A 21,848-nucleotide genomic window follows, 5' to 3' on the forward strand; every position below is an offset into this window, starting at 1 on the left:
TCTGGGAGCGCAAGCCCGGGTCGGCAGGGACGGCTAGGGTGCGCGGGTCACGGCCGCGCCTCGCCGATCAAGGCGAGCAGCTCGGCGAGGGGGCGGCGGAGCAGGGGGAGCCGCGCCAGGGGCAGCGCGAGGCCGAGGAGCGACAGGCCCCGGTCGAGGAGCCGCCGCGAGCGTCCCTGGCCGGGCGAGTCGTCGTAGGCCCAGGAGAGCGCGAGCAGCAGGTGCGACAGGAACAGTGCGCGGGGGAGCGCCGCGGCGATTTCGCGCGGCAGCGTGTGCCGGGCGCCGGCGACCGCCTCGGTGTAGAGGCCCTCGGTGATGTCGCGCGCGGACGTCGACTCCGGGGCGAGCGGGTTGATCCCCGACCGCGGCGCCAGGGCCGCGGAGACGAACTCGGCCGCGTGCGCGTGGTACGGCGTCAGCTGATCGAGCCCCGTCGTGTACACGATCCGGAGCCGCTCGATGAGGTCGCCGGTCTCGGCGAGGAGGGGCGTCGCGGCATCCCGGTGCCGTTCCTGCACCTCGATGTACAGCTCCTGCACGAGGTCGGTCTTCGACGCGAAGTGGTAGTTCGTCGTGCCGACCGACACCCCGGCCTCGCCGGCGATGAGCCGCATCGTGGTCGCGTCGTAGCCCCGCTCGCGGAACGAGCGCAGCGCGAGATCGCGCAGCAGGGCCAGCGTCCGCTCGCTCTTCGTCGTCTTCTCGGGCCCGCCGGTAGAACTGAACATGTTCAGAGCACAGCCGCGCCGCGCGCACCGGACGCGGCGCGAGGTCAGACGGAACGCAGCGCCGTCACGGCCCCGGCCCAGGCGTCGACCGCGCGGGTGTCCGTGTCGAAGGCATCCGCCCCACGCGCCGAGATCGCCTCGGACAGGAGGTATCCGTCGGTGAGGGCATCGCCGGTGATGACGACCGACAGCAGCTCGATGCCGCACGCGGCGCGCACGCGCTCGGCGCACGCGGCCACGGCGGCAGCCGAGAGGTCGGCGTTCCGCGGCAGCCGCCCGGCCTCGTCGTCGCGCACGAGATCGCGCAGCGCGGCCCCGACGATGTTGCCCGTCCGCTCGGTGACGTGCACGACGTCGAGCTCGAAGACGCGCAGGTCGGAGCCGGTGACGAACGGTCGCCAGTCGAACGACGCGTGCACGAGGTGCTGCCGCCCGCCGCCCGCGGTGAGCTGGCGCGCGGGCAGGTCCGTCGAGCGCACGCGGGTGTCAACCCGCCGGTACCACGCGAGCACCGGGAAGACGGCATGTGTTCCGGGGCCCAGCACGACCACCTCACCGGCCTCGCGGTCGCCGCGGGTGCGGCGCCGCACGATCGGACGGCCGTTGCGCGTGCGGATCGCGGCCTCGCCCTCGTCGATCGTCACCATGAGCAGCTTGCACAGCGCCGGCACGACCAGCAGCACCGTGAGCACCGCGCCACCGGTCTTGATGAGCGAGTTCATGCCGCTCGAACCGAACATCGACGTGAGAGTCTCGATCACACGCCCAGGATGCCCCGTCGCGCGCCGCGCGGCGCGCCGATCGGGCCGCGCGCACCGAGCCTTCGGCGACCTGTCACCTGCCGTTTCCCACCCGCACCGGAATCGGCAATAGACAATAGAGTCGGATGCCGCGCGCTGCGGCATCCGACTCTGTTGCAGTTTTCCGAATCCGGTGGCGCGGGGCTCCGCCCAAGACCCGGAGGGAAGGCGTCAGCCGCCGATGCCCCGGATCACCGGGTGGTGGAACGTGTCGCCGAAGGCGCGCTCCGAAGCCCCCTCGCGGTCGAGGTACGGCGAGGCACCACCGTCGATGAACGGCCAGCCCGCACCGAGGATGAGGCACAGGTCGATGTCCTCGACCTCGGGCACGACGCCCTCATCGAGCATCAGCTTGATCTCCTGCGCGAGCCCGTCCTGCACGCGGCGGAGGATCGACTCGGCCGAGGCCGGCGTCGTGCCGACGTGGCCCTTGAGCACCTTCTGCGCGTCCTTCGTGAAGCCCGTGACGCGCCCGCCCTTGTCCTTCTCGACGACCTGCGGTAGCTCGGCGAGCTGGTGGAAGTTCTCGTTCGCGTAGAAGCGGTCGGGGAACGCGTGCACCATCGTGTCCTGCACGTGCGCCGCGACCTTCCAGCCGACCAGGTCGATCAGCTGGAACGGACCCATCGGCAGGCCGAGCGGCGCGAACGCCTTCTCGACGTCGGCGACGGGGGTGCCCTCGTAGACGGCGCGCGCGGCCTCGCCCATGACCTTCGCGAGCAGGCGGTTCACGACGAACCCGGGTGCGTCGGCGGTGAGGACGGCGTTCTTGCCGAGGCCCTTCGCGACGACGAACGCGGTCGACAGCGCGGCATCCGAGGTCTCCGGCGTCTTCACGATCTCGATCAGCGGCATGACCGCGACCGGGTTGAAGAAGTGGAAGCCGACGAGGCGCTCGGGGTGCGCGAGCTTCGCGCCGATCTCCTCGACCGACAGCGACGAGGTGTTGGTCGCGAGGATCGCGTCGTCGGCGATGATCGGCTCGATCTCGGCGAAGACGGCCTGCTTGACGCCGACCTCCTCGAAGACGGCCTCGATGACGAAGTCGCAGTCGGCGTAGAGGCTCTTGTCGGTCGTGCCGGTCACGAGCGCGCGCAGCTGGTTGGCCGAGTCGCCTTCGAGGCGACCCTTCGCCTCGAGCTTCCCGATCTCGTCGTGGATGTACGCGACGCCCTTGTCGACACGCGTCTGGTCGAGGTCGGTGATGAGCACCGGCACCCGCAACTTCCGCACGAACAGCAGCGCGAACTGGCTCGCCATGAGGCCCGCACCGATGATGCCGACCTTCGTCACCTTCTTCGCGAGGGCCTTGTCGGGAGCGCCGACGGGCCGCTTGGCGCGCTTCTGCACGAGGTCGAAGGCATACATGGATGCCGCGAACTGATCGCCCGTCACGAGGTCGGACAGCGCCTCGTCCTCGCGGGCGAAGCCCTCTTCCTTCGTGCCACTCTTCGCCTTGTCGAGCAGGTCGAGCGCGACATAGGGGGAGCGGGGGACGGTGCCGATCTTCGACTCGAGCATGCCGCGCGCCATCTTGATCGCGACCGGCCACTTGACCGTGCGCTCGATCTTGCCCGGCTGGTTCTTGCGCTCGACCTTGATCTTGCCGGTCAGCACGCCGTCGGCCCACGCGAGCGAGCGCTCGAGGTAGGTGGCGGCGGGGAAGATGGCGTCGAAGATGCCGTAGTCGTACGCCTGCTGGGGCGTCAGCATCCGGTTCTGCTTGAGCGGGTTCGAGATGACCACCTCGAGGGCGTTCTCGATGCCGATGAGGTTCGGCAGCAGGTACGCACCGCCCCAGCCGGGGATGATGCCGAGGAAGACCTCGGGCAGGGCGATGGCGGCCGCGGAGGCATCCACCGTGCGGTAGTCGGAGTTCAGCGCGATCTCGAGGCCGCCGCCCAGGGCGAGGCCGTTGACGAACGCGAAGCTCGGCACGCCGAGCGTGGAGAGCTTGCCGAACACCTTGTGACCGAGCTGCGCGACGAGCTTGGCGTTGGCCTTGGAGCCGACCTTGGTGATGTCGCTGAGGTCGGCGCCGGCGGCGAGGATGTACTGCTTGCCGGTGACGGCGACCGCGTCGATCTCGCCGGCGGCCGCGCGGGCCTTCAGCGCGTCGAGCGTCTCGCCGAGCGCGGTCATGGTGGCGGGTCCGAGCGTGTTCGGCCGGGTGTGGTCGCGCCCGTTGTCGAGCGTGACCAGGGCGAGCACCTTGCCGGAGGCGAGGCGCACGTCGCGCACGCGGGCGTGGGTGATGACCTCGCCCTCGGTGAGCGCCAGGAGAGGGGAGAAGTCGATCTCGTCGTAATTCGTCATTGCCGTCTCCCTCAGCGCTTCTTGCCGTTGTAGTGCGGGTTCTCCCAGATGACCGAGCCACCCTGGCCGAGTCCCACGCACATCGCGGTGAGGCCGTAGCGGACGTCGGGGCGCTCGGCGAACTGCGCGGCGAGCTGGATCATGAGGCGCACACCGGATGCCGCGAGCGGGTGCCCGAGCGCGATCGCACCGCCCCACTGGTTGACGCGCGGGTCGTCGTCGTCGATGCCGAAGTGGTCGAGCAGCGAGAGCACCTGCACGGCGAAGGCCTCGTTGAGTTCGAACAGGCCGATGTCGTCGATCGTCAGGCCCGCCTTGCGGAGCGCCTTCTCGGTCGAGGGGATCGGGCCGATGCCCATGATCTCGGGCTGGACGCCGGCGAACGCGAACGAGACCATCCGCATCTTCGGGGTGAGGCCGAGCTCCTTCACGGCGCCGCCGCCGGCCAGGAGCGACATCGTCGCGCCGTCGGTGAGCGGCGAGGAGGTTCCGGCGGTCACGCGACCGTGCGGGCGGAAGGGGGTCTTCAGTGCCGCGAGGTCCTCCATCGTGGTCTGCGGGCGGCGGCCCTCGTCCTCGGTGGCGAGGCCCCAGCTGCCCTCGGCGTCCTTGATGGCGACGGTCACGAGGTCGGGCTGGAACTTGCCGGCCTCGTACGCGGCCTGCGCCTTCTGCTGGCTGCGCATGCCGAAGCGGTCGCTGCGCTCCTTGGTCAGCTGCGGGAAGCGGTCGAAGATGCGCTCCGCCGTGACACCCATGTTGAGGGCGCCCGGGTCGACCATGCGCTCCGAGACGAAGCGCGGGTTCGGGTCGGCGTTGCCGCCGATGGGGTAGTGGCCCATGTGCTCGACGCCGCCGGCGAGGGCGACGTCGTACATGCCGGCGCCGATGGATGCCCCCATCATCGCGACGCTCGTCATCGCGCCCGCGCACATGCGGTCGATCGCGAAGCCCGGCACCGTCTGCGGCAGGCCGGCGAGGATCGCGACGGAGCGGCCGAGGGTCAGGCCCTGCTCACCGGTCTGGCTCGTCGCGGCGATCGCCACGTCGTCGACGCGGTCGGCGGGAACGGCGGCGTTGCGTTCCATCAGACCGATCGTCGCCTTGACCGCGAGGTCATCCGATCGGGTGTTCCAGTACATGCCCTTCTCGCCGGCGCGACCGAAAGGGGTACGCATGCCGTCGACGAAGTAGACGTCCGAGAGCTCGGCCACACTGCCTCCAAAGTTTGGGATTGAGTACAGCCTAACGTGACACTCAGTCCCGCGGAATCGGTTGGTTCGATTCTACGAGGCGTCCGCCGATGCGTCGTCGGCAGCGTGCACGGATTCGACAAAGGCGGCCGCGATGACGGGCCCGACGAGCTCGATCTGCCAGCGCCGGGCGCCGTGCGCGGCGAGCATCTCGCCGATCGTCTCGGCGTCGACATCCTCCGGCGGCGCCCAGGCGACGCGGCGGAGCGTGTCGGGGGTCAGCAGGTTCTCGGTCGGTATCCGGAGGTCGACGGCGAGCTGCTCGACCGCCGGGCGGGCGGCCTTCAGGCGCGCGTCGGCGGGAGGGTTCCGATCGGCCCACGCCCGCACCGGAGGCATCCCGTCGCCCGGCACCCGCTCGGCCGGCAGCGCCGTCTCCGCCCGGCCGGTCTGGATCGCCGTCCACCAGCGGTCGAGCTCGGTGCGGCTCGCGCGCCCGGTGAAGTCCTTGACGCGGGAAAGCTCCTGCTTGCTCGCGGGGTCGGCGAGCACCGCTGCGATCAGCGACCGGTCGGGCACGAGGCGCCCGGGCGACGTGTCCTGGTCGCGGGCGTAGTCCTCGCGCGCCTGCCACAGCGAGCGGGCGACCGCGAGCGCGCGCCGGCCGCGCACCGTGTGCAGGCCGCTGAGGCGGCGCCACGGCTCCTCCCGCGGAGGCTTGTCGGCGCGCGTGCGCACGGCTTCGAACTCCTGCGCGGCGATCTCGGTCTTGTCCTGCTCGGCGAGCTCGGCGACGAGCGCGTCGTACACGTCGACGAGGTGCAGCACGTCGAGCGCGGCGTACTCGAGCCACGGCTGCGGCAGCGGTCGAGTCGACCAGTCTGCCGCCGAGTGGGCCTTGGCGAGCGTGATGCCGAGGGTGTCCTCCACGACGGCGCCGAGGCCGACCCGGTCGTGGCCGAGGAGGCGCGCGGCCAGCTCGGTGTCGAAGATCGACGGCGGGTCGAGGTGCAGTTCGCGCAGCGACGGCAGATCCTGACTCGCGGCGTGCAGGATCCACTCCTCGCCGCCGATCGCCCGCTGCAGTGCCGACATGTCGCCGATCGCGGGCGGGTCGAAGAGGAACGCGCCGGCGCCGCGGCGGTACACCTGCACGAGGTAGGCGCGCTGCGAGTAGCGGAAGCCCGACGCACGCTCGACGTCGACGGCGACCGGGCCGGTGCCCGCGGCGAGCAAGCTGGATGCCTCATCGAGCCCCGCGGCGTCGGCGATCACGTCGTACTCAGCCACGCGTCATCCTCTGTGCTCCGAACACGGCGATCCCTTCCGACCCCGGCGGAAGGCCCGCCAGCATGCACACCAATTCTGCCCATGCGTCGAGGTGCGCGGCGAGGTCGCCCGAGGGCGACCATGATGCGCGCAGCTCGATCTGGGCGCCATCGCCCTCGTCGGCGAGGCCTCCGAACCCGCGCGACAGCGTCTTCGTGGCGGTGCCGGATGCCGCGTGGTAGCTCGCTCCGCGCGCGTCGAGCGCGTCGAGCAACCACGACCAGGCGACCTCCGCCAGGAGCGGGTCGGTGCCGATCTCGGGCTCGAGGGGCGCCTGCGCGAAGCAGACGATGCGCCAGGCGCCGTCCCAGGCGTCGGGCTCGGCGGGGTCGTGCAGCAGCACGAACCGGCCCGTGCCGAACTCGGAGTCGGCGCCGGCCTTGCCGGGGCGCACGTCACCCGCGACGGCGAACGCGTCGGGGGCGAGGGTGGCGGGGGCGGGAATCTCACGCACGGCGAAATCGGATCGGAACGTCATCGCACGCAAAGCGTCGGCGACGCCGGCGAACGTCGGCGATCCGGCCGGGGGACGGGGCTCATCCACCCGATCAGACTAGAATGCAGGGACGATGAAGGCATCCAGGCGCGCCGTCGCCCTCGACTCACGATTCGGTTCCGCGGCGGCCCTGCGGGCCGTGATCGTCGCGCTGGCATCCGCTCTGTTCGCGGTCTGCGCCGCCCTCGCCGTGGTGACCCTGCGGGTCGCGCGGCGCGTGGTCGTGCCCGCCGCGCGGGCGGCGGACACACGCATCCTCGACGTCGACGTCTCGGCGCAGACGATCACGCTGAGCCGCACCCCCGACACCGAGCTGCCGGGCCGCTACGGCCTGGTCACGACGGGCGCCGCCGACTACCTCAAGATCGGCTCCGTGCTCTCGAGCGACGGCGGCAGTGTGAAGCGCAAGCTGCTGACCGAGGTCGAAGGCGACATGCACCTGGCGGCGGAGGCGGCCTTCAGCGGCTGGTACTTCCAGCGCCCCGAAGAGCTGCACCTGCCGTTCACCGAGGAGCACATCCACGCCGCGGTGGGCAGCTGCCCCGCGTGGCTCTTCCCGGCGGGCGAGCCGGGAGAGAACGACGGCACGTGGGTCATCCAGATCCACGGGCGGGGGACCACCCGTTCCGAATGTCTCCGGGCCGTGCCGGTCTTCCACGCCCTCGGCATCACCTCGCTCGTCGTCTCCTACCGCAACGACGGCGACGCGCCGCGCACTCGCACCGGCAGCTACGCGCTCGGGGCGACCGAGTGGCGCGACGTCGACGCCGCGATCGCGTGGGCGCGCCGGCGCGGTGCGGAGCGCATCCTTCTCATGGGGTGGTCGATGGGCGGCGCGATCGCGCTGCAGGCGGCGCTCGGATCGGCGCATCGGGAACGGATCGCCGGCCTCATCCTCGACTCGCCGGTCGTCGACTGGCGCACGGTGCTCGCCTACCAGGGGCGCGCGCTCGGCCTCCCGGCGCCGGTGACGGGCCTCGCGATCGAGACGCTCCGCGCCGACTGGACCGCCCCGGCCACCCGGTCCGACGGCGGCATCCCGTTCGACCGCCTCGACATCGTCGCACGCGCGGGCGAGCTGCGGCATCCTATCCTCCTCCTGCACAGCGACGACGACGGCTTCGTGCCCTCGAGCGCCTCGCACGCGCTCGCGCAGGCGCGCCCCGACCTCGTCGAGCTGCAGATCTTCTCGACCGCGCGGCACACGAAGCTCTGGAACTACGACCAGGAGCGGTGGACCGACGCGATCGGCGACTGGGTGCGCCGACAGGGTCTCGCCGCCGAAGGCGTCGCCTCGTGAGCGCACCCGGCCTCGTGCACCTCGTCGACCGCTCCCCGCAGGTCTCCGGTGCCGACATGGTCGCCGCCCTCGTCCCGCCGCCGCAGTTCGACGACGCGACCTTCGAGACCTACCGCGCCGACCCCGAGCACCCCTCGCAGCAGGAGGCGAAGGACCGCCTGATCGCGTTCAGTCGCGGGGGCGCACCGGCCGAGCGCGGGGGACTGTTCCGCCGCGCGAAGAAGGCCCCCGAGATGAAGCCCGGGGTCTACCTCGACGGCGGGTTCGGCGTCGGCAAGACCCACCTGCTGGCATCCATTTACCACGCCATGCCCGCGCGCCGGAAGTACTTCGGGTCGTTCATCGAGTACACGGCGCTCGTCGGCGCGCTCGGCTACCAGAAGACGGTGGAGCTCTTCCGCGGCGCCGATCTGCTGTGCATCGACGAGTTCGAGCTCGACGATCCCGGCGACACGATGGTGATGACGCGGCTGATCGGCGAGCTCGTGCCCACCGGCACCAAGCTCGCCGCCACGTCGAACACGCCGCCCAACGCCCTCGGTGAAGGACGCTTCGCCGCGCAGGACTTCCTGCGCGAGATCCACGCGATGGCCTCGAGCTTCGAGACGATCCGCATCGACGGCACCGACTACCGGCAGCGCGCGATCGACGGACACGCGGTCGTGCTGACCGACGATGCATACGCGCAGGCACTGACGGATGCCTCGGCCGTGGGCACCGCGTCGGACGACGATTTCAGCGGGCTGATCCGGCACCTGGCATCCGTCCACCCCTCCCGCTACATCCGACTGATCGAGGGGCTCGGCACGATCGGTCTGCGCGGGGTCGCGGAACTGGACGACCAGTCGGCGGCACTGCGCTTCGTGGCCTTCGTCGACCGCGCCTACGACGCGCAGATCCCGGTGCGGGCCACGGGGGAGGGTCTCGACGGCGTGTTCGCGCCCGAGATGCTCGCCGGCGGCTACCGCAAGAAGTACCTGCGCGCGATCTCGCGGCTGAACGCGCTCACGCACTCCTGAGCGGGGTTGCGGCGCCCGCCGAACCGGTTCGCGGGGCCGACTCGGCGCTTCCCGAAACGTGATGTTCACACCCACGGGGTGTCTGTAACGGGTGCGCAACACGACACGCATGCCGCAGGAAACGGCGCGTGGTCACACTGGGGGTGCCTCAACCGCTGCGACCCGAAACGCTGCAGGGGAGGGGCCCGAGTTACACAACCCCTGAGTGAGGACCTTCATGGACAGCGGAAACCTCGCGTGGTCTGTCGCCGCGACAGCCCTCGTACTTTTCATGACGCCCGGTGTGGCGTTCTTCTACGGCGGCTTGGTGAAGGCCAAGAGCGTCGTCAGCATGATGATGATGAGCTTCGGAGCCATGGGCCTGGTCGGCGTGCTCTGGATCCTCTACGGCTCGAACATGACCGTCATCGCCGAGGGTGAGAACCAGTTCCTCGCCGGCAACCCGTTCAGCGACTTCGGCCTGGCCGGCGCCAGCAGCGATTCGCTAGTCGTCTCGGCATACGGCGCGACCTTCGCGATCATCACCGTCGCGCTGATCTCCGGTGCGATCGCCGATCGCGCCAAGTTCGGCTCGTGGATGATCTTCGCGGGCATCTGGGCGACGATCGTCTACTTCCCCGTGGCCGCGTGGGTGTGGGGCGGAGGCTGGGTCTACAACCTGGGCGCGAACCTCGGCCTCGACGTGAGCGTCATCGACTACGCCGGTGGCACCGCGGTGCACATCAACGCCGGTGCGGCCGCGCTCGCCCTCGCCCTCGTGCTCGGCAAGCGCGTCGGGTTCCAGAAGGGCATCCACAAGCCGCACAACGTGCCGCTGGTGATGCTCGGTGCGGCCATCCTGTGGTTCGGCTGGTTCGGCTTCAACGCCGGCGCCGAGGGCACGTTCTCGCTGCTCGGCACGGAGGACTCGTCGGTCGGCCTCATCGTGATCAACACGCTCGGCGCGACGGCCGCGGCCATCATCGGCTGGATCGTCATCGAGAAGATCAAGGACGGCAAGCCCACCGCCGTCGGCGCCGCCTCGGGCGCCGTCGCCGGTCTCGTCGCCATCACCCCCTCGTGCGCCGCGCTGGCGCCGGGCTGGGCACTGCTGCTCGGTGTCATCACCGGTGCCGTCTGCGCGCTCGCGGTCGAGCTGAAGTGGAAGCTCGGCTACGACGACTCGCTCGACGTCGTCGGCGTGCACCTGGTCGGTGGCATCATCGGAACGCTGTACCTCGGCTTCTTCGCCACCGGCACTGGTCTGTTCACGGGCGGCAACGGCTCGCAACTGCTCGTTCAGGCGATCGCCGCCTTCGGCGTGCTGATCTACTCGTTCGTCGTCGCCTACCTGCTCGGCATGCTCATCGAGAAGACGATCGGCTTCCGCGTCAAGAACGAGGACGAGATCGCCGGCATCGACAACGTCGTGCACGGCGAGGAGGGCTACGCCCTGGTCGACTGACCGCGTCGCGACACAGCACCCGCTGCAGGGCAGCGCAGGAGAGGGCGCCGGATCGGATCCGGCGCCCTCTTCCGTGCGCCGGCTGCGGGCGGGCGCTGACGGGCGGTGTCGGTAGTGTGTCGCCTATGGCGCGCGACAGCTACCTCACCGGTTTCATCAAGGGGCTCATCAACGTTCTCTCGGGCGGCGCGGCGGTCGTGGACGACCAGGTGAAGGATGCCGCGCGGCGTGAGGAGCGCGCGAACCGCGCCGCCGGGTCACTGGCCGGGACGCGCGCCGCGGAGGCGTCCGCGACGGCCACAGTGCGGGCCCAGGAGGGCTTCACGGCGACGATCGAGATCGATCCGCCGGCCCGGTCGAGCCTCCGCATCTCGTACGCGCCTGACCGCGACGGCGACCCCGACGCGGGGGAGATCGTCTGGACGTGGGTGCCGTACGCCGAGCGCGACGGACGCGGGAAGGACCGCCCTGTCCTGGTCATCGCCCGGCAGAGCGCCGAGCGCGTGTACGCGGTGCGGCTGACGAGCAAGGCGCACGACGCCGACCGCGACTTCATCGAGATCGGCACCGGGGCCTGGGATGGGCAGGGCCGCCCCTCCTGGGTCGACATCGAGCAGCTGTACAGCGTGCACGCCGAGGGCATGCGGCGCGAGGCATCCGCCCTCGATCGCGCACGGTTCGCGCGCGTCGCGCAGGCGCTGCGAGCCCGCTACGGCTGGGCGGTTGAGAGCTGAGGCGGCGCGCGGCGCGGCCGGCGCCGGTCAGTCGATGCGCGTGGCCAGCGGGGCGAAGATGATGATCGCGGCGCCGAGCAGCGCGACGGCCGATCCGACGTAGTCCCACACGGTGGGCTGGAACCCGTCGACGACGATGCCCCACGCGAGCGACCCTGCGACGAAGACGCCGCCGTACGCGGCGAGCACGCGACCGAAGTTCGCGTCGGGCTGGAAGGCCGCGACGAAGCCGTACGCGCCGAGCGCCAGGACGCCGGCGAGGGCGAACCACCAGCCGCGGTTCTCGCGCACCGCCTGCCAGATCAGCCACGCCCCGCCGATCTCGGCGACGGCGGCGAGCAGGAAGAGGACGATGATCCGGACAGCGGTCATGCCGCCCAGTCTGACAGCGACCGGTGTCGGGCGTGTTTCACGCGTAGATGCCGAGGAGAAGGCGGTGGGCGATACCAGACTCGAACTGATGACCTCTTCCGTGTGAAGGAAGCGCGCTACCAACTGCGCCAATCGCCCGTGACCCGGGATGTGCTCCGTGGGCCGAGATCCGATGTTACCGGATCGGGGCGCCCGGCAACGAATCCTCGGCGAGACACGCGCGGGGCGCATCCGGTTTTGCGAACCGCGGAGAGTGCACTAAAGTCGATCAAGCGCCTGAGGGAGTCGGAAACGACGAACACGGGGGCATGCGGATGTAGCGCAGTTGGTAGCGCACAACCTTGCCAAGGTTGGGGTCGCGAGTTCGAGTCTCGTCATCCGCTCGAGTGCACGGGTCTCTTTTCGAGGAGATCACGGCACGTGGGGTCAAACCACACGGTTAATCCACACGGTGGCGTGGCCGAGCGGCTAGGCACCGGCCTGCAAAGCCGTTTACACGGGTTCGAATCCCGTCGCCACCTCGCCTCACAACTGAATACGCCTGTACAGGCGCGATTGGCGCAGCGGTAGCGCGCTTCCCTGACACGGAAGAGGTCACTGGTTCGATCCCAGTATCGCGCACAGACGAAAACCCCTGAGAAATCAGGGGTTTTTCTCGCATGGGGAGCGAAGCGCTAGCCTTCGGGGAATATACGGGGAACATCGCTTCGGGTGTGCGCGAGGTGAACGGCCGGGTGCGCCTTCCTCTGACGTTTTCCCGCGCGATGGTCCGACAACGCCGCCCTCATCGCCCTCACCGGCACGACATCTCGCGGAACGCTCGCCGCCTGGTCGACCCCCGGCGCGTCCGCAAGCGTGACTCTCGGACAGCTCGCCGGCATGAGTGAGACCGACATCGCCACCCTCCTCGCCGCACACCCCGAACTGATCGACAAGCTCCTCACCGCGCAGACCCCCGAGCAAACCGCAGCGTGGTGGCAGAGTCTGACCCTCGACCAGCAACACGCCCTCGTCCTCGGCGGGTCCACGCTCATCGGCGCACTCGACGGGCTCCCGCCGGCAATCCGTGTCGCCGCGAATCGCATCAACGCGGCGAACCAACTGCCAGACCTGGAACGACGTCAGTTCACCGCTGACTTCAACCACCTTGCGACCGTCAATACAAACTTCGTCGACCCACACTTGGTTAACTACCTCCGACGCGTAGCCGACGGAGACGTGCAGCTCTACCTCTGGCGCCCTGAGAAGGGCGCGATCATTGAGATGGCTGGAGACCCACGCACCGCGAAGTCCGCACTGTTCGTGGTGCCCGGCACGAGCGCGAGCATCAGCGAGTTCACCAGCGACAACCCGACGACGGGATTCGCGAACTGGCAAGTCGAAAGATCCGTGCCGCCAGGATCTGTGCTTGCATTCACCGTGCTCACCGGACCGATGCCATATCTGACGCCTGACCCAGTCGACTTCTGGTCTAATGGGCCGCAGAACAACGCATTCGCCACCGCCCGCGCGCCAGAGTACGCAGCATTCCAGAAGGGCCTGACCGCCTCACTACCCGATCTTCCAACGGTCAGCTACGAGCACTCGTACGCTTCCGCGGTCGGATCCACCGCCGAGTCCCTCGGCGCCGCCCCTACGGTTCTCGTCCTCGCTGCTGGAGTAGGTGCACGATCCGAGGACCACCTCACTGACAGCGTGACGCGGTACTCTATCCAGGCGCCGAATGACATCAACAGGTATTACGCGGGAGAGCGCGCTTGGGAGGTCGGCTTTGATGTCGCCCCTGAGAAGATTCCCGGGATCAGGGTGCTTGATTCGGGGATGAGCGGATTGCCGATTAGTCCGACTGCCGCGAAGTTGGAAGGGGCCGTCTTTTGGCCGATGGTCGTCGCGCAAGTTCCAGCGAGCGTGATTTCCCACACCAACCTGATGAGTGATGACGTCGCGACAAACGGTGCTGCGCTGTATTCGGTTCAACAGATTCTTCAGGGGGTCGCACATTGATATGGAAGCGAAAACTCCTCCTTCTCGCTGGAGTCATGGGCTGTTCTTTGTTGATGAGTGGGTGTTCAGTGAGCCAACTACCGAGCTATGAAGCCGTGAAGGCCGACGTGAATGCCTCGATGCAGGAGGTTGTCGATTTGCTGCCAGAGGGTACCCAGGTCTCGCTTCGTCCCGAGAGCACCCCCTACCCATGCGAAGACAAACTGTCGCTGGGTTCGGGGAAGGGTGTCTTCTACACCGGGCAGCTCGAAGCTACGCTTCCACCCACCGCCGATGCATCACATGTCGTCGACGATTTGCCTGCGCGTTTGGGAGAGCAGTGGAAAGCGAGCAAGACCGGCGTCGCGCTCTCAAGTTCAGCTGTGATTTTGACAGACAGCAAAAGACAGGTCCAGCTGAACGTGATGGATGTCTGACTCGCCCCGGCGTGTCCGGAGACAGGATTCCTTGGAAGGATCTGTCTCATGGGACGTCCCAGTAAGTACCCGCGTGAGCTTCGTGAGCGCGCTGTCCGTAAGGTCGCCGAGGTGCGATCCGACTATCCGAGCGAGTATCAGGCGATGAGCGCGGTGGCGCAGATGCTCGGTGTGGGATCGCCCGAGACGATCCGCACCTGGATTCGCCGCCAGCAAGTCGATGCCGGCGACCGGCCTGGCGTCACGACCGACGCAGCGGTGGAGATCAAGCGCCTCAAGCGTGAGAACGCCGAGCTTCGTCGTGCGAACGAGATCTTGAAGGCAGCATCAGCTTTCTTCGCGGCCGAACTCGACCGGCCACACAAGAGATAGTCGTCTTCATCGACGAGCACAGGGAGCGCGCCGACGGCGGGCTGCGATGGGGTGTCGAGTCGATCTGCACGGTGCTGACCCAGCATGGCGTGCAGATCGCCCCATCGACGTACTACGACGCCAGAGGGCGCGGCCAGTCGCCTCGGGCGGTGTCGGATGAGCGGTGGAAGCCGATCATCCTGGCCACGTGGCAGGAGCAACGCAAGGTCCTCGGCGCGCGCAAGCTGTGGCTTCGGTTGCGCCGCAACGGGCACGACATCGCCCGCTGCACGGTCGAACGTCTCATGCGGGAGTTGGGGATCGCTGGCGTGGTTCGCGGCAAACGCAAGCGTCCGGTCGATACGGAGCCGAGGCAGACCAGACCTGCCGACCTCGTTGACCGCCACTTCGCACGGCTGCGCACGAACCAGCTGTGGGTCGCGGACTTCACGTACGTGTGGACGTGGTCCGGATGGGTGTACGTCGCGTTCGTGTTCGACGCGCACTCCCGACGCATCCTGGGATGGCGGGCCGCGACGAGCATGACGACGCCGCTGGTGCTGGACTGTCTCGACATGGCGCTATGGGCGCGCCGATGTGAAGGCGTCACCGCGTTCACCGGACTGACGCACCACACGGATGCGGGCAGCGTCTACACGTCGATCGCGTTCACCGACCGGCTCATCGACGAAGGCATCGACCCGTCCGTCGGGTCCGTCGGCGACGCGTACGACAACTCCCTCGCGGAGTCGCAGATCGGCCTGTACAAGTCCGAGCTGATCCACCACGAAGGGCCCTGGCGCGACGTCGACCAAAGTCGAGGCCGCCACTGCCTCCTGGGTGCTGTGGTTCAACACCGAACGCACCCACGGCTCCATCGACGACCTCACGCCCCTCGAGGTCGAACAACTCGACTACGCTCGCAACGAACCGGTCGAACAAGCCGGCTGACACCAGCAAAACACTCTCCGGACACGCCGGGGCGAGTCAGTCTCCAAAGCGTACGGAGGGACTTCAGTTATCGACATAACGGGGATCTCTCGCTGCGCCACCTCACCAACGAACTAGTGCAGCGCAACGTGAGATTGCGCAAGAGCGGTGTTTTGCAAGCCCTCGCGAAATCAACGACCTCACAGTCGGCGCCATCGGAAGTAGCCGCATCCTCGGCCAGCTTCAGAAGTCGGACTATCTCGAACGGGTCATGTCAGGCGCGGTCCAGCTCTACCTCTAGCAACCCGATCAAGATTGCATAGTCGAGATGATCGGCAACCCGAGCGCCGCCGCACCGAGTGACGGCACCGCGCCGCAGTTCGACGCTGCGGTCGCCGAAGCCGTCATCGCGGCGTTCAGCGGCACCGGCAAGCCCTACATCCACACCGGCGGCCTGTGGATCCACGGCCCGTCCGACGACCTCACCGAGCAGACCCCGTTCAACCCGCCGGCGATCGTCGCCTGGCGTGAGGGAGTGGAGTCCCGGCTCGCCGCCGCCGATCTCGCGCTCACGATCGTCGAACCCGGGATCGTCCACGGTCACGGTGCCGGCATCCCCGCCATGCTGGGCTCCGCTCCGCGCGACGCCGAGGGTCGCCTCACCGTCATCGGCGACGGCACCCCGCACTGGGCGACCGTGCACGTCGACGACCTCGCCGAGCTGTACGTGCGGGTGATCGAGAGCCCCGAGCCGGTCGGACGGGTGCTCGGCCTCAGCGGTCACAACGCGACGGTCACCGAGCTCGGCGAAGCGGTCGCCGGCGGTCCTGTCGTTGCGGAGGGCGTCGAGGCATCGCGTGCACGTCTGGGCGCACCGTTCGCCGACGCCCTCATGCTCGACCAGCAGGGAAGCGGTGCGAAAGCGCGCGCGCTCGGCTGGACGCCGACCCGCCCCTCGCTGCTCGAGGAGATCCGCGCCTGCGCGTACGGCTCGGCCGCGCAGGGCTGATCAGGTCACTCGCGGTCGGCGCCGCACCTCTGTCGCCGCGGAGCGCTCCGGTCTACGCTCTCGGCATGTGCCGAAACATCCGGGTGATCCACAACTTCGACCCGCCCACGACCGATGACGAGGTCCGTGAAGCGGCACTGCAGTTCGTCCGCAAAGTGAGCGGCTCGACGCATCCCTCGCGCGCCAACACCGAGGCATTCGAGGCGGCGATCGACGAGATCGCCGCGGCCACGCGTCGCCTCCTCGATGCGCTCGTGACCGCGGCGCCGCCCAAGAACCGCGAGGCCGAGGCGGTCAAGGGACGCGCCCGCCACGAGAAGCGGATGGAGCGCGAAGTGCGCATCCGCACAGCATCCTGATCGGATGCTGCTGCCGGATGCCGCGGCATCCGGCGACTTCTCAGCTTCACGTCACCGTGCTGCCCTACTGTGGCAGCAGTCCAGGGGGAGTACTCCGACACGGACGGCTCGTCAATACAGTCGCATCGCGGCCCGGGCCGACCGGTCCCGTGAGGGATGGGGGAGACTCTGGCGTCGACTCGTCACGCCATTCTTCGGGAGACCCCTGTGAACATCACCCCGCTCGTGTGGATCATCACGATCGCCGTCACCATCGCCTTCTTCGTGTGGGAGTTCTTCGCGCACGTGCGCAAGCCCCACGAGCCGACCGTCGGCGAGTCCGCGCGCTGGTCGGCCTTCTACATCGGTCTCGCGCTACTGTTCGGTGTCGGCGTGGGCGTCTTCTCGGGGTGGGGATACGGCGGCGAGTACTTCGCCGGGTACCTCACCGAGAAGGCCCTGTCGATCGACAACCTGTTCGTGTTCCTCATCGTCATGACCGGGTTCGCGGTGCCGAAGATGTACCAGCAGAAAGTGCTGATGATCGGCATCGTCATCGCCCTCATCATGCGCGGCGCCTTCATCGCCATCGGGGCGGCGCTGATCGAGAACTTCTCGTGGGTGTTCTACCTCTTCGGCGCGCTGCTGCTGTTCCTCGCGTACCGACAGGCGTTCGCGCACGGCGAGTCCAACCCCGCCGACGGCTGGTTCATGCGCCTCGTGCGCCGCGTGCTGCCGGTCAGCGACGAGTACGACGGCGACCGGCTCACGGTGAAGAAGGACGGTCGCCGCTTCGTCACCCCCATGCTCCTCGTCATCGTCGCGATCGGCTTCATCGACCTCGTCTTCGCCGTCGACTCGATCCCCGCGATCTACGGGCTCACCGAGGAGGCCTACCTCGTCTTCACGGCGAACGCCTTCGCACTGATGGGTCTGCGCCAGCTCTACTTCCTCATCGGCGGTCTGCTCGAGCGCCTCGTGTACCTCGCCCAGGGACTCGCCGTGATCCTCGCGTTCATCGGCGTGAAGCTGCTCATCCACGCGCTCCACAAGAACGAGCTCCCGTTCATCAACGGCGGCGAGCACGTGACGTTCATTCCCGAGATCCCCATCTGGCTGTCGCTGCTGTTCATCGCCGCCACCGTCGCCGTCGCGACGATCGCGAGCCTCCTGAAGACGCGGAAGGATGCCCGGGGCGACGCCCTGCCCGTCGCGCGCCACGACGCCCGTTGAGGGGGGCCGTTGGCGCTGGGATCACACGCGAGGCAGGCCCGGGGGCACTTCCGGCCGTGCGGCTCTCGGCTGGACGCGCCCGAGGAGAGGACGTGGCAGGGCTTCACCGACGTTGCCGAGGTCCTGGCCGCCGCGGCACAGCATCTTCTTCGCGAACGGCCTCGACCTGCCGTGGGAGCGGGCCCCCACGTGGGATCCCGCCGTGTTCGAGATCGTCGATTCGGCCCTCACCGCCTGAGGCGCACGCCCGGCATCCGTCTGCGAGCATGAGCGTATCGGGCCGGGGTGCGCTGGGGGAGGTAGCCATGGCCTGGGGTGCCCGCGGGGCGGTGTGGGGTGGCCCGGATCGGCGCGCGGCGCGCCGGGGGCGTGCGTGCCCGGGCGACGCCCACACCCCGGCGGCATCCGAAGTGCAAGGGATGCCGGGCGACACGCCGGTGCGACGCGCGCCCGGGCGGCGTGTCCCCGCGGCCGCCTTGCAGTTCGGGTTATGGGTGGGATGCGGCAGGCGAGCGAAGTCCTGGCCCGGCGGCGGCCGGCGTGCGAGCAGGTCGAAAGTAAGCTCGACGCGTGAGCAGATGGCGGCCGTCCCCCGCGCGATGGACACACCACGCGGCATCCGAGACGCCCCGCTTCTCACCGAGCGTCGAGTCCCGCGCCACCCGCTGGTCGCTGGGCGCCGCTCTCGTCGCCGCCGCCACCACCGTGCTCGTCATGGGCGGGGCGCGGATGCCGCTCGGCGGCGGCGAGTCCGTCGGCAGCCTGGCGGCACTGCTCGCGGCCATCGCGGCCGGTCCGGCCTTCGCCGTCTCGTTCGCGCTCGAACGGCGCCGCGGATATCTCGCCTGGCGCAACAGCCTGCCGCGCGCCAAACGTGTGACCGACCTGATCGCCCTGTCGGCGGCGATGATGATGCTGGCGGCCCTCGTCGTCGTCGCCGTCGCCGAACTCTTCCAGCTGGGCTTCCGCGGCCTCACGATCGACCCGTTCGGTGCCGCGGCGCTGGTCGCCGCCGCCGTCGGCACGATGACCTACGTCGCATCGGTCTCGGGGGCACGGGTCACCTCCACGGGCGTCGCCTCGCTCGCCACCCTCGTGCTGTTCATCGGCACGCTCGCGAGCATGGTGAGCGCCTCGCAGGGTGATTGGTGGCGGTTCCACTTCTCCGAACTGGGCAACGAGTTGGGGTACGCCGGCTACCAGTTCAACCTCTCCCTCATCACGACCGGCGCCGTCATCACCGCGCTCGCCAACTTCGTCGCTCACGACCTCGAGGTGGGTTTGCGTGCGCACGTCGACACCCCACAGCGCCGTGCCCGCCTGTTCGCCTGGCTGCTGGCCGTGATCGGTCTGTGCTTGATGGTCGCCGGCTTCGTGCCGGACGCCGTCGCCTTTCCGGTGCACGTGGGCGCGGCATCCGGAATGGTCGTCGTCTTCGGCGTGCTGGTCGGATGCCTGCTGACTCTCGTTCCCGGCATCCGCCGCGACATCGCGGTCTTCTCGGTGCTGGTCGTCGCGGGCATCGTCGTCGCGGTCGCCCTGTGGGTGCCGATCGACTACTACAACCTCACCGGGTCGGAGTTCATCATCGCGGGCCTGCTGTTCGCATGGCTCATGCTGTTCGTGCGCCAGGCGAGGGCGTACGCGGATGCCGCCGCGCCGGCACCTCCCGTTCCCGCGGCAGCGGCTCCGGCCGCCGCGTGAGCGCGGGTGCACCAACTAACGTGAAGGGGACGAAAGGGTCCGGATGCGTGCAGTGGTGATGGATGCCGTCGGCGCACCGTTGGAGGTGCGTGCGGTCGCTGACCCGGTCGCACCCGCCGGCGGCGTGGTTATCGAGGTGCGGGCGACGGGGCTGTGCCGCAGCGACTGGCATGCCTGGGCGGGTCACGACGACATCGCCGTGCCGCACGTTCCGGGCCACGAGCTTGCCGGCGTGATCGTCGAGACCGGCGCGGGCGTCGAGCGTTTCGCCGTCGGTGACCGGGTGACCGTGCCGTTCGTCTGCGGCTGCGGGGCATGCGGGTGGTGCCGCGCGGGCGACGCGCAGGTGTGCCCCGATCAGCAGCAGCCCGGGTTCACGCACTGGGGCTCGTTCGCCGAGCGCGTTGCGCTGCACGCGGCCGACACCAACCTCGTGCGCATTCCGGACGACGTGTCCTTCGCCGCCGCGGCTGCCCTCGGATGCCGCTTCGCGACCGCGTTCCGTGCGCTCACCGGTCGCGCGCACGTGCAACCCGGCGAGTGGGTCGTCGTGGTCGGGGCGGGTGGGGTGGGACTCAGTGTCGTCATGATCGCCCGCGCGCTCGGTGCTCACGTCGTGGCCGTCGACCGCAACCAGGCCGCGCTGGACGCGGCATCCGCTCTCGGCGCCGATGCCGTCGTCGTCGCCGACGGGGTGGACGTGCCCGATGCCGTGCGCCGGATCACCGGCGGAGGCGCGCACGTCTCGATCGACGCGGTGGGCGAGGAGCAGACGGCGGCCGACGCCGTGCTGAGCCTGCGTCGCCGCGGCCGCCACGTGCAGGTCGGGCTGCTTCCGTCGGAGACGGGGTTGTCGGGGATGCCGATGGCCCGCGTGATCGCGTGGGAACTCGACGTGCTCGGCAGCCACGGCATGGCCGCCGTCGACTATCCGGCGATGCTCGAGCTCATCGCCGAGGGGCGCCTGCGTCCGCAGGAACTCATCGAACGCACGATCTCGCTCGCCGAGGCCGCGGCGCTGCTGCCCACCTTCAACCGTGCCACGCTTGCCGGTATGACGATGATCGATCCGGGAGTTCTCGCATGAGCGGGACGAAGCGCGCCGAGCCGACCTTCCAGCGCAACGCACTGGCACCGGCCTTGCTTGCCGCCGCCGTGCTGTTCCTCGCGCCCGTGCTGCTGACGGCGGGCTGGGGGATCGTGGTGCTCTTCGTCGTCGCGATCCTGGCGCTGATCGTCGGCTGGTTCGCCGTGCAGGCGCGTCAATGGGTGTGGGCCGCGGTGTTCGCCGTGATCGCGGTGGCCTGGAACCCCGTCTTCCCGTTCGGGTTCGACGGCTTGGTCTGGTCGCTCGTGCAGCCGGCCGCCGCCATCGTGTTCCTCGTCGCGGGCGCGATGATCAAGACCCCGCGGGACTGAGCGCCTCGGCATCCTGCCGCTGCTGCGGCGTGACGGTGAACGGTGAGGAGTCTGGCTCGCCGCGGTGACGCACGGTCTGCACGACGAAGATCGCGATCCCGAGCACGACGACGGCGAACGATGCCCAGATGTTCGCCGGGATGCCGAGAGGTGCGTCGCTCGTGGGGTCGATGCGGATCGCCTCCAGCCAGCTGCGACCCAGGCCGTACCAGGTGAAGTACGCCGCGATGAGCCGCCACGATGCCCAGGGGAACCGTCCACAGCGCCACGTCGAGCACGGTGCCCGCCGGCACCCCGCGGGCGCGCAGCCGCCGCTCGGTGATGATCACGGCGGCGATGATTCCCGCGATGATGCACAGCGCGTAGATGTGGATCGTCAGCGGGCCGATGTGGAAGCTGGACCAGCTGAGGTCAGGGCTCGGGATGCTCAGGTGCACGCCCGACATTATGTGCCTGCCGGGTATGAGTTGGCCCGGGGGGCTCGGGGTTCCGTTCCGCGGTGACCGAACTGCAAGGCGTCGACCGCAACACGCGGGGTCAGGCCCGGATGCTGCGGCGTGTCGCTCGGCATCCCTTGCAGTTCGGGTCGGGAATGGGCGTTCCACTGACGCGCGGGGGGTGCCCCTATGTCTTCTGTCAAGCGGCGAGGACCGGTTCGGTGATGCGCGACTGGTAGAGGGTGCCGTCGCGGAGCATCGCGAACAGGACGT

21 protein-coding genes, 4 tRNA genes and 2 pseudogenes are annotated in these 21,848 nt (G+C 69.2%); 17 read left to right on the top strand and 10 right to left on the bottom strand.

The genetic code is table 11. The features are described from left to right. Positions 1-47: 47 nt before the first annotated feature. The 6 genes from LOK55_RS06845 to LOK55_RS06870 form a co-directional block, all read right to left on the bottom strand. A complete protein-coding gene (locus tag LOK55_RS06845; RefSeq protein ID WP_229934778.1) occupies positions 48-731 on the bottom strand; it encodes a TetR/AcrR family transcriptional regulator in 684 nt (227 codons plus the stop codon). Positions 732-775: 44 nt separating this feature from the next. Further along, positions 776-1,492, bottom strand: coding sequence for an SPFH domain-containing protein (locus LOK55_RS06850; RefSeq protein ID WP_229934779.1), 717 nt, complete (start codon positions 1,490-1,492; stop codon positions 776-778). 210 nt (positions 1,493-1,702) lie between these two features. Continuing rightward, positions 1,703-3,847, bottom strand: a complete 2,145-nt coding sequence (locus tag LOK55_RS06855) for a 3-hydroxyacyl-CoA dehydrogenase NAD-binding domain-containing protein (RefSeq protein ID WP_229934780.1) — start codon at positions 3,845-3,847, stop codon at positions 1,703-1,705. 11 nt (positions 3,848-3,858) lie between these two features. Next, positions 3,859-5,061 (bottom strand): thiolase family protein, encoded by a 1,203-nt coding sequence (locus LOK55_RS06860; protein WP_141379696.1) that lies wholly within the window; start codon positions 5,059-5,061, stop codon positions 3,859-3,861. A gap of 72 nt (positions 5,062-5,133) precedes the next feature. Beyond that, positions 5,134-6,330, bottom strand: coding sequence for an HRDC domain-containing protein (locus tag LOK55_RS06865; RefSeq protein ID WP_229934781.1), 1,197 nt, complete (start codon positions 6,328-6,330; stop codon positions 5,134-5,136). Further along, positions 6,323-6,913 (bottom strand): DUF3000 domain-containing protein, encoded by a 591-nt coding sequence (locus LOK55_RS06870; RefSeq protein WP_229934782.1) that lies wholly within the window; start codon positions 6,911-6,913, stop codon positions 6,323-6,325. Before LOK55_RS06870 ends, LOK55_RS06865 begins: the two co-directional genes overlap by 8 nt. Positions 6,914-6,938: 25 nt before the next feature. On the opposite strand from LOK55_RS06870, the gene LOK55_RS06875 reads away from it, so the two are divergent. From LOK55_RS06875 to LOK55_RS06890, 4 genes are all read left to right on the top strand, one after another. Further along, positions 6,939-8,165 carry an alpha/beta hydrolase gene (locus tag LOK55_RS06875; RefSeq protein WP_229934783.1) on the top strand — a complete coding sequence of 409 codons (1,227 nt, stop codon included), beginning with the start codon at positions 6,939-6,941 and terminating at the stop codon, positions 8,163-8,165. A 56-nt stretch (positions 8,166-8,221) separates the two neighbouring features. Then, positions 8,222-9,184 carry a cell division protein ZapE gene (gene zapE, locus LOK55_RS06880; RefSeq protein ID WP_229934800.1) on the top strand — a complete coding sequence of 321 codons (963 nt, stop codon included), beginning with the start codon at positions 8,222-8,224 and terminating at the stop codon, positions 9,182-9,184. Between the two features lie 217 nt (positions 9,185-9,401). Beyond that, positions 9,402-10,628 (top strand): ammonium transporter, encoded by a 1,227-nt coding sequence (locus tag LOK55_RS06885; protein ID WP_229934784.1) that lies wholly within the window; start codon positions 9,402-9,404, stop codon positions 10,626-10,628. Positions 10,629-10,753: 125 nt separating this feature from the next. Further along, the gene (locus LOK55_RS06890; protein WP_229934785.1) at positions 10,754-11,362 is read left to right on the top strand and encodes a type II toxin-antitoxin system PemK/MazF family toxin; all 609 of its coding nucleotides are present in this window, start codon (positions 10,754-10,756) and stop codon (positions 11,360-11,362) included. A 27-nt stretch (positions 11,363-11,389) separates the two neighbouring features. Here the strand turns inward: LOK55_RS06890 and LOK55_RS06895 are convergent, their stop codons facing one another. Both LOK55_RS06895 and LOK55_RS06900 read right to left on the bottom strand, forming a co-directional pair. Then, a complete protein-coding gene (locus tag LOK55_RS06895; protein WP_229934786.1) occupies positions 11,390-11,734 on the bottom strand; it encodes a YnfA family protein in 345 nt (114 codons plus the stop codon). Positions 11,735-11,799: 65 nt separating this feature from the next. Further along, positions 11,800-11,872, bottom strand: a tRNA-Val gene (locus LOK55_RS06900). Between the two features lie 172 nt (positions 11,873-12,044). Here LOK55_RS06900 and LOK55_RS06905 point away from each other — a divergent pair. The 13 genes and pseudogenes from LOK55_RS06905 (at position 12,045) to LOK55_RS06960 (ending at position 21,138) form a co-directional block, all read left to right on the top strand. Continuing rightward, positions 12,045-12,117 (top strand) — tRNA-Gly (locus LOK55_RS06905). Positions 12,118-12,184: 67 nt separating this feature from the next. After that, positions 12,185-12,255 (top strand) — tRNA-Cys (locus LOK55_RS06910). 28 nt (positions 12,256-12,283) lie between these two features. Continuing rightward, a tRNA-Val gene (locus LOK55_RS06915) sits at positions 12,284-12,355 on the top strand. A gap of 258 nt (positions 12,356-12,613) precedes the next feature. Beyond that, positions 12,614-13,738, top strand: coding sequence for a hypothetical protein (locus tag LOK55_RS06920; protein WP_229934787.1), 1,125 nt, complete (start codon positions 12,614-12,616; stop codon positions 13,736-13,738). 95 nt (positions 13,739-13,833) lie between these two features. Then, on the top strand, positions 13,834-14,154 hold the full coding sequence (locus LOK55_RS06925) for a hypothetical protein (RefSeq protein WP_229934788.1): 321 nt from the start codon (positions 13,834-13,836) through the stop codon (positions 14,152-14,154). Positions 14,155-14,202: 48 nt separating this feature from the next. After that, positions 14,203-15,456 (top strand): annotated as a pseudogene (locus LOK55_RS06930) (IS3 family transposase). A 307-nt stretch (positions 15,457-15,763) separates the two neighbouring features. Next, the gene (locus tag LOK55_RS06935; protein WP_229934789.1) at positions 15,764-16,444 is read left to right on the top strand and encodes an NAD-dependent dehydratase; all 681 of its coding nucleotides are present in this window, start codon (positions 15,764-15,766) and stop codon (positions 16,442-16,444) included. A 65-nt stretch (positions 16,445-16,509) separates the two neighbouring features. After that, a complete protein-coding gene (locus LOK55_RS06940) occupies positions 16,510-16,803 on the top strand; it encodes a DUF2277 domain-containing protein (protein WP_229934790.1) in 294 nt (97 codons plus the stop codon). A gap of 207 nt (positions 16,804-17,010) precedes the next feature. Beyond that, positions 17,011-18,015, top strand: a complete 1,005-nt coding sequence (locus LOK55_RS06945; RefSeq protein ID WP_229934791.1) for a TerC family protein — start codon at positions 17,011-17,013, stop codon at positions 18,013-18,015. Positions 18,016-18,127: 112 nt separating this feature from the next. Next, positions 18,128-18,253, top strand: a complete 126-nt coding sequence (locus tag LOK55_RS14055) for a hypothetical protein (protein WP_255314009.1) — start codon at positions 18,128-18,130, stop codon at positions 18,251-18,253. Positions 18,254-18,585: 332 nt separating this feature from the next. Next, positions 18,586-19,719 carry a DUF998 domain-containing protein gene (locus LOK55_RS14240; protein ID WP_229934792.1) on the top strand — a complete coding sequence of 378 codons (1,134 nt, stop codon included), beginning with the start codon at positions 18,586-18,588 and terminating at the stop codon, positions 19,717-19,719. Positions 19,720-19,762: 43 nt separating this feature from the next. Beyond that, positions 19,763-20,806, top strand: coding sequence for a zinc-binding dehydrogenase (locus LOK55_RS06955; RefSeq protein WP_229934793.1), 1,044 nt, complete (start codon positions 19,763-19,765; stop codon positions 20,804-20,806). Next, a complete protein-coding gene (locus LOK55_RS06960; protein WP_229934794.1) occupies positions 20,803-21,138 on the top strand; it encodes a DUF6804 family protein in 336 nt (111 codons plus the stop codon). Before LOK55_RS06955 ends, LOK55_RS06960 begins: the two co-directional genes overlap by 4 nt. Here LOK55_RS06960 and LOK55_RS06965 read toward each other — a convergent pair. Further along, complete coding sequence (locus LOK55_RS06965; RefSeq protein ID WP_279072528.1) at positions 21,119-21,367, bottom strand: hypothetical protein; 249 nt, start codon at positions 21,365-21,367, stop codon at positions 21,119-21,121. The genes LOK55_RS06960 and LOK55_RS06965 overlap by 20 nt on opposite strands. Before the next feature lie 58 nt (positions 21,368-21,425). After that, positions 21,426-21,584, bottom strand: a pseudogene (locus LOK55_RS06970) (prolipoprotein diacylglyceryl transferase family protein); the annotation flags it as partial. Positions 21,585-21,848: the final 264 nt, after the last annotated feature.

This window comes from Microbacterium sp. F2E (assembly GCF_020905435.1).
GTDB lineage: Bacteria > Actinomycetota > Actinomycetes > Actinomycetales > Microbacteriaceae > Microbacterium > Microbacterium lacticum.

Excerpts from the sequence above, each read along its gene's own strand:
- LOK55_RS06955 (WP_229934793.1), top strand. The coding sequence starts at position 19,763 with ATGCGTGCAGTGGTGATGGATGCCGTCGGCGCACCGTTGGAGGTGCGT.
- LOK55_RS06920 (WP_229934787.1), top strand. The coding sequence starts at position 12,614 with ATGAGTGAGACCGACATCGCCACCCTCCTCGCCGCACACCCCGAACTG.
- LOK55_RS06845 (WP_229934778.1), bottom strand. The coding sequence starts at position 731 with ATGTTCAGTTCTACCGGCGGGCCCGAGAAGACGACGAAGAGCGAGCGG.
- LOK55_RS06875 (WP_229934783.1), top strand. The coding sequence starts at position 6,939 with ATGAAGGCATCCAGGCGCGCCGTCGCCCTCGACTCACGATTCGGTTCC.
- LOK55_RS06890 (WP_229934785.1), top strand. The coding sequence starts at position 10,754 with ATGGCGCGCGACAGCTACCTCACCGGTTTCATCAAGGGGCTCATCAAC.
- zapE (WP_229934800.1), top strand. The coding sequence starts at position 8,222 with ATGGTCGCCGCCCTCGTCCCGCCGCCGCAGTTCGACGACGCGACCTTC.
- LOK55_RS06940 (WP_229934790.1), top strand. The coding sequence starts at position 16,510 with ATGTGCCGAAACATCCGGGTGATCCACAACTTCGACCCGCCCACGACC.
- LOK55_RS06855 (WP_229934780.1), bottom strand. The coding sequence starts at position 3,847 with ATGACGAATTACGACGAGATCGACTTCTCCCCTCTCCTGGCGCTCACC.
- LOK55_RS06885 (WP_229934784.1), top strand. The coding sequence starts at position 9,402 with ATGGACAGCGGAAACCTCGCGTGGTCTGTCGCCGCGACAGCCCTCGTA.
- LOK55_RS06960 (WP_229934794.1), top strand. The coding sequence starts at position 20,803 with ATGAGCGGGACGAAGCGCGCCGAGCCGACCTTCCAGCGCAACGCACTG.
- LOK55_RS06935 (WP_229934789.1), top strand. The coding sequence starts at position 15,764 with ATGATCGGCAACCCGAGCGCCGCCGCACCGAGTGACGGCACCGCGCCG.
- LOK55_RS06895 (WP_229934786.1), bottom strand. The coding sequence starts at position 11,734 with ATGACCGCTGTCCGGATCATCGTCCTCTTCCTGCTCGCCGCCGTCGCC.